This is a genomic window from Marinobacterium sp. xm-g-48, from assembly GCF_013282925.1.
Lineage (GTDB): Bacteria > Pseudomonadota > Gammaproteobacteria > Pseudomonadales > Balneatricaceae > Marinobacterium_E.
This window is the reverse complement of sequence record NZ_WBYQ01000001.1, coordinates 273,877-284,916: the sequence shown is the minus strand read 5'-3', so window position 1 is coordinate 284,916 and position 11,040 is coordinate 273,877. Positions and strand designations below refer to the sequence as shown.

Sequence of the window (11,040 nt, the reverse complement as noted above, 5' to 3'; positions counted from 1 at the left end):
TTAAAATAATAAATTTAATATCTTAAAATTCTAATTTATATATTTGCAATTATTTAACCATGCAGATAACAAAAATATACGATGTATTGTGCTTGCTGCGACACTAGCACCCCGACCCGATCCACTTAAAATCTTCACTAGATCCTCTAAATATATATTCATACTAGAGCTATTCCAGTAATTACAGCTTTTAATTTCCTGCACCATCCAGGATAAATTATTTACCACCAAACTTTTATAATCAAATGTAAAGCCATATTTACCTAGCTGGTTGGAATCAATACCAATCTTCTTAATTAAATTACGAAGTACTAGTTTATTGCGCAGCTCCTTTCTATTAAATAAGAATTCAGCTGGCATCTTTGAAAAATACAAAGCTAGCTCTTTATTGGCCCAAGGTAGCACTAAATTTGCACCAATTGAATCTGCAAAATTCCTTGCTTTTCGTGTAAATATTTCTGTGTCAATTACCGCGCCTCGTATCAATGCTCTGAAATCCAAGTAATCATCGTCATTATCTTTAGCTAACCAGTATTTCGATATATCTTGAGAATCTTTAAGTACTTTCCCGCTATCCTTAAACGACAAGCCTGACATCCCAGTACACTCACTACGAGTGCGGCCGATAACATTTAACCTACTTGTCGTATGGCATTTTTTTGAAAGTACTCGTAAATATTTTAAATAAACCGATAGCTGCTGTCGTGTATATTCAGAACGGGTAGGAATATGCCCCATATAAACATCATTACCCATGCCATCAATAATATTAGATCCTTTTAGCATAGGTAATTGATTTACGTACGAAGGGTAAGCTAACGTAACACTATCGGTACTTGGAAAAGGTAAATTTAAAAAGTAATCTTGAGCTATCACTTTGTAATCATTACTAAGTAGTATCTGCTCAATAAGCACTTCATGCTTAAATCCCAATTTTTTAGCTATTTCTTTACTTATATGGCTTTCGTCATTAATACCTTTAGTTTTGTGCGTTATCAACGTTACCTTATTCTGCCAGCCAGCTTCAGCTAAAGCTAATGCAATGCTATTACTGTCTTTACCAGCACTATGAAACAAAAAACTTTGTTTGGATTCATCAAGCCGATTAATCGTAACTTCGGCTAGAAGTTGCGTAATATAAGTTTCGTCTGGCTTAATCTCTTTAAAATCAAAACGATTTGAGTTATAGAATGGGAATTCATTACTAAATTTAATATCTATTTTATTGTTCACAGTCGATACACTTGCCTTATTACCGACGCTCAGTATATAGATATTTTCATATGCAGTTTTGGGTGGCGGTACCACCCCACTTTGCAATAAAAATGATAAACCTTCAATGCTCACCTTCAAAGGTTTTGGTACGCGAGCATCATCCAATAGTTCTGTGATGGACTTTGAATACAGAAAAGTAGATTTATCTTCCGACCAATAGAGATATAGCGGAAATTCGCCCGCCAAATCTGACTCTAAAGCTATACTGGGTTGGTTTGGGGTATAGTGTACTATCATTTATGATATTCTACTTTGTTGTATTTCTGATAATTTATATAGTGCAAAATTGCTATGACTGTGCGTGCGCCAGCGAGCACAACGATGGCGCCCCAAATCTCAAATATCGGAATCACTACTAGTGCTATTAGAAAGAAGATTATTGAAGTGTAAAGCGCAATATTTTTGACTACTTCCTCTTTACCAATAAGCATCAGGTAATTTGCGCCGTAAGTCATGTTTATAAATAACATCAAAATAGAGATAGCTAGAAATTTTATGTAAGTAACAATATCGGGATTATTTAAACTAAAAATTAAACGCACGATCCAGTCAGCAGATAAATATGTTGTGCATGTTAGGGCTATTCCAGAGCCTAACATAATTGCTTGAAATGTATTGTATCTTTGAAGACTTCTTGCTAGATATGGTAAAAACGTACTAGAAATAATATAAGCAAAAGAATTAAATGCGTCTATAATTTTTGTTGCCGCTGTATAAACTCCAACCGTCGTACTATTTGTAAAATAACCCAGCAAGAATACAGCTGTGTTATTGTAAAGATTCGGTGCAAGCTGAGAAACAAATGCATGGTATCCAGCTTTATATACAATTTTCAGATCTTGGAAACTTGGCATTTCAAACCGGACCTTAAACTGTTTTTTTATTAGTGATATAGATATGAAGAGCGTTATAAATGCTGCAATCGCATTCAGTAACGGTACAATTTTAAAATCTGCTTCTTGCTTTACAAATACAAGCAATCCTATTAAATACATACAACTAGTACTAAGCTTTAAAAATGTTATGTATTTCATTTTTTCCATGCCTTGATAAAACCAAATTGGAAACAGACTCTGGAAAACAATAAAAGCCATACTATACAAATAAAGATCAACATAGCTCTTGAATTTTTCAACATATATCACAATTACGCAAAATAAGATTATGCTAATAATCGCTAATAAAGCTGAAGCGATAAAAGTTGCTGAATATATGTTAGATAATTTAATTGCATCATTTCGATGTCTAGCAATTTCTCGAGTAGCAGAAAGTCCAAAACCATATTGAACAATAGCGCTAAAATACAAGGCAAATGACAACGCAAAATTCACCAACCCAAACTTATCTAAACCTATTGTTCTTACTAGATATGGTAAAGTAATCAATGGAACTAAAAACTGGAAACCGCGTAGAATCAATAATGAAAAAAAGTTATTTATTAAAGTCTTTTTATTTTCTGTGCTTCGAATCTTTTTAAACATTACACGTAATAGCCACTAAACCAAGCGGCAAATTTGTTCACCCCTTCTTCAATAGGGGTATTTGGCTTGTAGCCTGTATCGCGCATCAGCATAGTTACGTCTGCGTAGGTATGCTCTACATCACCAGGCTGGAGTGGCAGTAACTCCTTCTCGGTAGTTTTTCCTAACGACTTCTCAATGCACTCAATGTAGTAGAGCAGCTCTACAGGCTGACTATTACCGATGTTGTAGATACGCCAAGGAGCTTTGGATGTTGCTGGATCAGGATTTAAGCCAGACCACTCAGGATTTGATTGCGCTACATTATCCAGTGTGCGAACCACCCCTTGTACGATATCATCAATATAAGTGAAATCACGGCGATGTTTGCCGTAGTTGAATACCTTCAGTGGTTTGCCTTCAGTAATCGCCTTTGCAAACAGAATCGGCGACATATCAGGACGACCCCAGGGGCCATACACAGTGAAGAAGCGCAGACCTGTAGTCGGCAAGTTGTATAGCTGACTGTAACTATGTGCCATAGCTTCATTTGCCTTTTTAGAAGCGGCATACAGCGAAACGGGGTGGTCGACATTATTGTTTTCGCTAAACGGAATTGTCTCGTTTGCGCCGTATACTGAGCTCGATGAAGCGTACACCAGATGCTCAACCTTATTTTGACGACAGCCTTCAAGAATATTTAGAAATCCAACAAGATTGGAATCAGCATATGCGTGTGGATTTTCTATCGAGTAGCGAACACCGGCTTGTGCGGCTAGATGCACAACGCGATTAAACTTCTCTTCTGTAAATAACTTAGCTAGCCCATCACGATCGGCAATGTCGAGTTTGATAAAACGGAAGCTCGATAGAGGCTCTAATTGAGCGAGGCGCGCCTCTTTAAGGCTAACTTCGTAGTAGTCATTAAGGTTGTCAATACCGACCACTTCATCGCCACGGTCACACAAATACTTACTTACGTGAAAACCTATAAAGCCTGCTGCTCCAGTTACTAATATTTTCATACCATCAACTCTCAATCTGATCCGAATATATCTCGCGTAAAGATCTTTTCAGAAACATCTTCAAGATCTTCAGATCGACGATTAGCAATAATCACGTCACTCAGATCTTTGAATTCAGCAAGATCTGAAACAACACGAGAATTAAAGAAATCCTCTTCATGGAAAGTAGGCTCGTAAATAATAACCTCAATACCCTTGGCTTTAATGCGCTTCATTACGCCCTGTATTGCGGAGGCTCTAAAATTATCCGAGCCAGTTTTCATTACCAATCGGTAAATGCCGACAACTTTTGGTTTTTTACGAAGAATACTATCCGCAATAAAATCTTTACGCGTCGAGTTCGAATCCACAATTGCGCGAATCATATTACTCGGAACATCTGCATAATTAGCAAGTAACTGTTTAGTATCCTTGGGTAAACAGTACCCCCCATAGCCAAACGAAGGATTGTTGTAGTGACCACCAATTCGCGGATCTAAACTAATACCATCGATAATTTGCTTAGTATTTAGACCGTGAGTTGCTGCATAGGTATCCAGCTCGTTAAAGAATGCCACACGCATGGCGAGATAAGTATTTGCAAACAGTTTGGTCGCCTCAGCCTCGGTAGAGTCGGTATACAGAATTTGGATCTCTTCTTTAATTGCTCCATCACGAAGCAGCTTTGCAAATACTTCTGCACGTCCCGATTGTTCACCCACGACAATTCTTGACGGGTGTAGGTTATCGTAAAGTGCTTTACCCTCACGAAGAAATTCTGGCGAGAAGATTAGATTCTCCGTACCAAAGCGTTTGCGAGCCTCGGCTGTAAACCCAACAGGAATGGTTGATTTAATCACCATCAACGCATCAGGATTCACCCGCATTACATCTTTGATAACAGACTCAACACTTTTCGTATTGAAGTAGTTAGTTTCGGGGTCGTAGTCCGTCGGAGTCGATATAATGACGAAGTCAGCGTCTTTATATGCTAGCGCCGCATCTGTAGTGGCCGTTAAGCGAAGAAAGCGCTCTGATAAGAACTCTTGAATTTCTTTATCTTCAATTGGTGACTGCTTTGCATTGATCATATCCACTTTGGATTGAACAATATCAACAGCAACTACTTCATTAAATTGAGCGAGAAGGACTGCGTTTGATAGGCCGACGTAACCCGTGCCGGCAACTGCTATTTTCATCAATTAAAACTACCTAATTCAGAATCGCTTCGCTATTCGAGTTAGCTCCTACGACTTTTTTTGTGGCCTAATTTAAATTTGGTATAAGAAATTTTTTAAAGTAAAAAGTGCAACAAGAGACTCAATAAAATATTTATATTCAAAACTATTTAGCAGCGATAATGTCGCCTTACCCACTCTAACTAAGTCTTTAATTTTAACACTTAAATGCATTAGCTCTCTACCTACAGCTAAGCCTTTCTAAATCAAACTACTTTAGTTTGCGATAAGGGCCTCGTATCGCGCACTCATTAGGGGCTTAGCGACAAAACTTTTCAACCAATCGGTTAAAACTATCTAACACTAGGTCGCCAATAATCTCTTTGACCATGTCGCACATGGAGAACGTAAACCTTGGAATTTATAACAGTAAAAAGAACTCTCCAACGGCTTGCTTTTCCATACAGTAATTGTCGGATTTCTTCTTCGAACTCGGAGTTTTCAGGCGCCAAAGGATGCGATTCAGGAAATATTTCCAGGCTTAGAATTTTTTCCTCAAGGCCACTTTTCCATTTCGCGGCATAAACAGGATTTTCAAGCTGATACCACCTGAAAGCCTCAAGAATGTTTTCCCCAGCAAATGGCGTAATAACGACAGCGTAATGCTTCATTTTAACGTCGCAAAAAAGTCACTCGCCTCAAGTCCGTCACCATCTAGGGCTTGAGATAGGCCTTTACGAATTCCTGCCACACTTTGCGCGTATTCAAGTTGATCCTGTGCTTCTTGCCAAGCATCTGCATCCATAACCACAAGGGCAGGCTTTCCATTCACGGTTAAGATGGAAGGTCGACCGCTATCTTTTAAATGACTTACAAAGTTAGCCGTATCTCGCTTAAATTCAGTTAGCGGTCGAATATCTTTAGTTATATCCATAATAGACACCATATAAACACTTAATATGCGTCATTATAGATGCGAAAGCGATGTTTTGTCGAATGTGCATCTCATGGTTTTGCCCAGGGAAAAACCACTCTAAAGCAACACCTCGTACCCAATTTTGATTTTTAGTTCTCAACACTCACTATTCGATTCTTGATTGAATGTCCGCTATTTCAGCCTTTAAACGCTCGTACTCTTCCACCTTCCGTTTTAAGAATCGCGCAGTAATAACCCCTTTATCTGAAATGCCTTTGGGAGTCAGAAGGTACAAGTAACCGGATTTGTTATTTGAACGCTTGAAGTTTTCCGCTTTAACCAGGCCACGCACTATGAGTGCAGACAATACGTAGTTGGTTTTACCCACACTCACCCCCAGCTGCGAAGCCAGTTCGCGCTGTGAAATATCTGGGCGCTCTTCTATTAACTGAAGAACCCGGTAATCGTATTCAAGGGTATCGCTGTTTTGGGTCATTTAGGCACGCTACCGCCCCTGCTTGCCACAGTGCGGTTACATTTAAAACGTTCGTTCAATCTATGAACATAGACTAACAATGTTGCAATACCTTTACAAAGCATTGTTAGTTATATCGATCTAATATGCAGACTTTAATAAGGCACTCAGGAACCGAATTACCTATAAGATGTTACAAACAATTAGCGGAATCTCGCTCTAACTTTTTCAATTTTTGCCATAGCACAGCTCTAGGGAGATCGATACTCATTGCCTCCATACATTGATCGAGTCGTTTCGGTGTTTCAGTTAGGTAGGTAAGTGACTTTTTCAAATCTTGCATAATTGAGGATCCATAGGCTGTTTCAGCTTTGGAGATGGCCTGACCAAGCTCTTTCTTTGATAGTCCCAACATCGATAAATCAATAATATCCCTAGAATAAACCGCGCGATCCGCCCAACGATCTGAATTAGCAAGTAATTTTGTAGTCGCCATATCAAGCCTACTCAATATGGATACTCCACATATCCTCGAGACTACACCAGGCTTTTGAATCTCTACTCTACCCTCATTCACTATTTCAAATTTTATCAATGCACTTTCGTTAATACTCACCACCATACGTATTCCATACTGATCCATACGCATTCGATCTATAGCTAACCCTTCTTGGTGCTCTTTAAACAGACCCAATCCCACTTGGTGTCCTTTCGCTACCTCTCGCAATGCGCGATAACCTTCCTTGCTAGAGACCACAAAATCTATATCAATAGATTCTCGGTATTCCCCATAAGCAAGGGCGATTGCCGTTCCTCCACCAAAAAAGCACTCACTCATATCAAAGAGATCTGTATTAATCGCCTCAAGCACCTTAGCAATAAGTTGATGGTGGGGTCTTTTAAAATTGTAATCGCAAGTCTTCATGAAAACGCTCTATTTAAATTTGCCATCAATAACTTTTCTGATTCTGCCATTTCATTTTCATCAAAGTGACGGGAGTTCCTTTCGTAAATGGCATGTGCTTCGAAAGGTTTTAGGTAGTCTCTACCCGTTATATGCCAAGAGAGCTTTTTAAGTTCTGGATAGTCTTTAAGTCGAATGATGACAGGGATAAAGTCATCTGGATTGAGCTGGCGAGACCCCTCTTTTACTTTCTCGGCTAACGTTAGCTCAAGATTTAACGCATCGACTACAGCGAGATAGCTATTCAAGCTTGATGCTCCCTCACCTTTCTCAATTCGATGCAATGTAACTCTTGAAATACCCGAAGCACCTGACAATGCTTCAGCGGTTACGTTCAAGCGTTTTCGTTCTTGCTTTATTGCTATCCCAATATTTTCAGCGTCCACTTAAAACACCATTTTTGTTTCATATTTTTTACAATATAGTGTTTTTGATAAATTTTTGATACATTTTTATCTATGAACTTTTTAAAACAGTATCCACACTTTGCGTCTACACTTAAAACATCACGATACAGGGAGGTAAGTGATGGACGTAAAACAATTTTTAGATGATTTGATGGCACAACTCGATGGTGCCTTTGCTGAAAACACCCTCAAAGCGTATCGCAGTGACTTTAAGCACTTTGCTAACTGGGCAATATCCAATGGTTTAGATCCTCTACCCCCTAAAGCTTCAGATCTAGCAGCCTACATCGCCGATATGTCCGAACGTCAGAAGAGTGCAACGATTCGACGCCGTATAGACACGTTGGGATCCATCTGCTTTTTCTCTGGCTTTGGTAGTCCTACCAAAACACCAGAAGTTAAAATTGCTCTGAAAAAGATGCATCGAAAAATCGGTAGGCAGCAGAAACAGGCGCACCCGCTGACACTCGATCTTTTAGAGCAACTTTTAAAAAAATGTGACTCCTCTCTAGCCGGTCGGCGCAATGAACTTCTGCTTAGAATCGGTTATGAGACCATGCGCCGCTCCTCAGAGATCTGTTCATTCTGTTTCGAGGACTTAAAGACACTTCCAAACGGTCACTTTGCGTTAAACCTTAAACGCTCTAAAACCGATCAGTTGGGCGATGGCAAACTCATCCCTATAAGCGATCTACTAGCAACCAAGATAAATAAATGGAAGCGTCGAATCGGTGCTACAGAGGGGCGTATTCTGCGATCCATCCGCAAAGACAACAAAACCTTGGGTGACAAACTCAACCCGGCATCCATTAATATTATTCTGGTCGATCTGCAATATAGGGCTAGGCGTAGAGATCTGCCACACTTAAGCGGCCACTCGTTTCGAGTAGGCGCTGCTCTGGATATGTTGAATGCAGGCGTGCCGTTAGAGAAGATTATGCTGCGTGGCGGATGGCGAAAAGAGACAACGACATTAAGGTATCTGCAGAGTTGGGTCGATAACGTAAACCCAGCCGAACTTCAAATTGAGGAGTGTACGCCGGTTTGGGAAGTGACCCGCTCGAAAAATTAAGAAGCCTGATTTAGCCTCAGCATCAGCACCAATGGATCGGCTGGTGACTCTTTAAAACCATAATACTCGTAAAAGCGTTTAGCAGATTCGCTCAACGCATGCACAAGCAAAGCACGGACACCTGTATTCTCAGCAACATTAATAGCTCTATTAAATGCATCTTGAAGAAGCGAACCGCCAAGTTTGATACCTTGAGCGCGACGATCAACGGCAAGCCTTCCTAGCACCAACACTGGCACTGGATCTGGCATATTTCTTCTTATGTTACCAGTTGCTAGTTGATGTGATACGGCGCCAGCGGCCATCGCATAATAACCCCATACACGCTGATCACTGTCAGTAGCAACAAATGTACGGCTGGCCCCACTTGCCTGATTAACCAACGCTTTTCGTTTTAACCAGTCATCAAGGATACGCTCAACACAGCAAAAATCTGCATAGGTGTGATGGGATGCCAACGGCTGGGGAGCAAGCAGATCAAGCTTCACTTGTGTTCCACACGGGATCTAAAGCCAACAAACGCTTCAGGCCCGCATTGGGTTTAGGAGGTGTATCCAGAAGATCTGTAAACTGTTTAAATTTTTCCGCATCCAAGGAGAAATGAACCTGGTCCAGAAGAACGGACTGTGCACGCTCACAAGCAGCTTCAAGCATAAAGTCAGACCGGTTTTTACCCAACATATTGGCAGCATGATCAATCAAGTCGCGCTGCTCAGGCAGTGCACGAAGATTTATAGCGGCAGCACGCATAACAAGACCTCTTTGTATGTACAAACGATACACAAAGAATAAATACCTCGTATATCGATTGTCAACACGAATGATTTGGCAGAATTATCCAAATTAACTACTTTTTGAAAATCCAAACCTCCAAAAAGCGAAATTAGAAATGATGAATTTTATTTAAGTACTGACAGCTCTACGGACATCTTCTGCCAACGCCCCAATAACTCGAGCAAGACAAACGCTCTTTGTTCACCGTCGTATTCTAAAAACACTGCTTGCAGGTCTTTGAATGGCCCATCATTGATAGAAACCTTATCGTCTTTGGTGAACTGCTTTTCAGAATCGATGTGCCTTAACTGAGCTCGAATGGCATTGACGGCAGCTGTTGGCACGATAGCCGGTTCATTTCCAAAGCTAATCAGCTTAGCCACTCCGCGTGTTGATCGAATAGGGCGCCAATTACTCTCTTCTTTGGAGAGGTAAATGAATAGATAACCTGGAAAAAGCGGTGTCTCTATTTCAGTTCGCTTTCCTTGTTTGATTTGCTCAGTTTTAAGCAGCGGCAGGTAGGTTTCAAAACCTTGCTGTTCAAGCTCAAATTGGGCTTTAAACAATTGACTAGGCTTTGATTGAATAACGAACCAGTTGTACATAACCTTGTCTCAAAAACTAATCTTAAAAGCATTATAAACAAAAAAGAACGCGCCTTGAGAAATTCCATCTTCTCGCGGCGCGTAAGATTTTTGGCATTTGCCTGAGATCCCTCTCATCACTTCAATCCTTTGAAGTGTTTGTAAAGCTCACAACAATCCATTGCAGTTCACTTTACTGGGATCACTCCCATGTGAGCCATTCCTTTGGCTCCTTTAGCTACATAGGTAACTAAATCAAAAATAGGGTGCGCTTTGAAAAATTCCCTCTTCTCGCCACGCATCGGATATTAGTCGAAACTTGAGATCCCTCTCCAAACCTCACTCCGTTGAGGTTTGCGTGTAATGCATCATTGCCATCCTTTGCCGATCACATCACTGGACATTAAACGACAGACTCAATCGAAGGGACTCATTCCTGTAAAACTGAAGTGCCTGCTAGGGAACACTACAGAGTCAGAGTCTATCGTTCAGGGATCCCTCCCTGCTGTGCCCATCCTGCGGCACCCTTAACCGCCCTCATAACACGGTTAAATTTATGGTTGATGCGCATTGAAAAACTCCCTCTTTTCGCGGCGCATCAGATTTTGGCAATTGCCGAAGATCCCTCTCCAAACCCAAATCCCTTTGGGTATTTGCATGCATCGGATCATCCTTGATCGATCAACATGTCGATTTCAATCAGCTCTCAGGAGCGAAGGGGGAGCTCACTAACTAATCCTCTATGCTGGATGGATTGGTTAGGTGGAAAACCGATTCGAGATCTCTCTCGTTATCCCCATTCCGTCGGGGATGTATATAGGTATAGAACAAGATTTAAATTTTTGCGTAATAAAAAATGAAAAAAAGTTTAAAAAAGTTCGATTTTTTAACAAAAACCCAGAGCAACATCTCTCTCAAACCCCTATGGATA

13 protein-coding genes are annotated in these 11,040 nt (G+C 40.5%); 1 reads left to right on the top strand and 12 read right to left on the bottom strand.

Features of this window, described 5'->3' with window-relative positions; translation table 11 throughout:
* Nucleotides 1-30: 30 nt before the first annotated feature.
* The 9 genes from XMG48_RS01425 to XMG48_RS01385 form a co-directional block, all read right to left on the bottom strand.
* Entirely contained in the window at nt 31-1,512 is a 1,482-nt protein-coding gene (locus XMG48_RS01425; RefSeq protein WP_173480280.1) for a hypothetical protein, read from the bottom strand.
* Complete coding sequence (locus XMG48_RS01420) at nt 1,509-2,756, bottom strand: oligosaccharide flippase family protein (protein ID WP_173480279.1); 1,248 nt, start codon at nt 2,754-2,756, stop codon at nt 1,509-1,511. The genes XMG48_RS01425 and XMG48_RS01420 overlap by 4 nt, the downstream gene beginning before the upstream one ends.
* Nucleotides 2,756-3,760, bottom strand: coding sequence for an NAD-dependent epimerase (locus XMG48_RS01415; RefSeq protein WP_173480278.1), 1,005 nt, complete (start codon nt 3,758-3,760; stop codon nt 2,756-2,758). Before XMG48_RS01415 ends, XMG48_RS01420 begins: the two co-directional genes overlap by 1 nt.
* 11 nt (nt 3,761-3,771) lie before the next feature.
* Nucleotides 3,772-4,938 carry a nucleotide sugar dehydrogenase gene (locus tag XMG48_RS01410; protein ID WP_173480277.1) on the bottom strand — a complete coding sequence of 389 codons (1,167 nt, stop codon included), beginning with the start codon at nt 4,936-4,938 and terminating at the stop codon, nt 3,772-3,774.
* A gap of 332 nt (nt 4,939-5,270) precedes the next feature.
* Entirely contained in the window at nt 5,271-5,588 is a 318-nt protein-coding gene (locus tag XMG48_RS01405; protein ID WP_173480276.1) for a type II toxin-antitoxin system RelE/ParE family toxin, read from the bottom strand.
* The gene (locus tag XMG48_RS01400; protein WP_173480275.1) at nt 5,585-5,851 is read right to left on the bottom strand and encodes a type II toxin-antitoxin system Phd/YefM family antitoxin; all 267 of its coding nucleotides are present in this window, start codon (nt 5,849-5,851) and stop codon (nt 5,585-5,587) included. The genes XMG48_RS01405 and XMG48_RS01400 overlap by 4 nt, the downstream gene beginning before the upstream one ends.
* Nucleotides 5,852-5,999: 148 nt before the next feature.
* Nucleotides 6,000-6,329 carry a MarR family EPS-associated transcriptional regulator gene (locus XMG48_RS01395; RefSeq protein ID WP_173480274.1) on the bottom strand — a complete coding sequence of 110 codons (330 nt, stop codon included), beginning with the start codon at nt 6,327-6,329 and terminating at the stop codon, nt 6,000-6,002.
* 172 nt (nt 6,330-6,501) lie between these two features.
* Complete coding sequence (locus tag XMG48_RS01390) at nt 6,502-7,233, bottom strand: nucleotidyl transferase AbiEii/AbiGii toxin family protein (RefSeq protein ID WP_173480273.1); 732 nt, start codon at nt 7,231-7,233, stop codon at nt 6,502-6,504.
* The gene (locus XMG48_RS01385; RefSeq protein WP_173480272.1) at nt 7,230-7,658 is read right to left on the bottom strand and encodes a helix-turn-helix domain-containing protein; all 429 of its coding nucleotides are present in this window, start codon (nt 7,656-7,658) and stop codon (nt 7,230-7,232) included. Before XMG48_RS01385 ends, XMG48_RS01390 begins: the two co-directional genes overlap by 4 nt.
* 142 nt (nt 7,659-7,800) lie before the next feature.
* Between XMG48_RS01385 and XMG48_RS01380 the strand changes: the two genes are divergently transcribed.
* Nucleotides 7,801-8,751 (top strand): tyrosine-type recombinase/integrase, encoded by a 951-nt coding sequence (locus XMG48_RS01380; RefSeq protein WP_173480271.1) that lies wholly within the window; start codon nt 7,801-7,803, stop codon nt 8,749-8,751.
* On the opposite strand, the gene XMG48_RS01375 is transcribed toward XMG48_RS01380, so the two are convergent.
* The 3 genes from XMG48_RS01375 to rfaH all read right to left on the bottom strand — a co-directional run bounded on the left by XMG48_RS01375 (nt 8,748) and on the right by rfaH (nt 10,130).
* Complete coding sequence (locus tag XMG48_RS01375) at nt 8,748-9,239, bottom strand: GNAT family N-acetyltransferase (protein ID WP_173480270.1); 492 nt, start codon at nt 9,237-9,239, stop codon at nt 8,748-8,750. The two genes, XMG48_RS01380 and XMG48_RS01375, sit on opposite strands and share 4 nt — an antisense overlap.
* A complete protein-coding gene (locus XMG48_RS01370) occupies nt 9,229-9,501 on the bottom strand; it encodes a DUF1778 domain-containing protein (protein WP_173480269.1) in 273 nt (90 codons plus the stop codon). Before XMG48_RS01370 ends, XMG48_RS01375 begins: the two co-directional genes overlap by 11 nt.
* Nucleotides 9,502-9,650: 149 nt before the next feature.
* The gene (gene rfaH / locus XMG48_RS01365) at nt 9,651-10,130 is read right to left on the bottom strand and encodes a transcription/translation regulatory transformer protein RfaH (RefSeq protein ID WP_173480268.1); all 480 of its coding nucleotides are present in this window, start codon (nt 10,128-10,130) and stop codon (nt 9,651-9,653) included.
* Nucleotides 10,131-11,040: the final 910 nt, after the last annotated feature.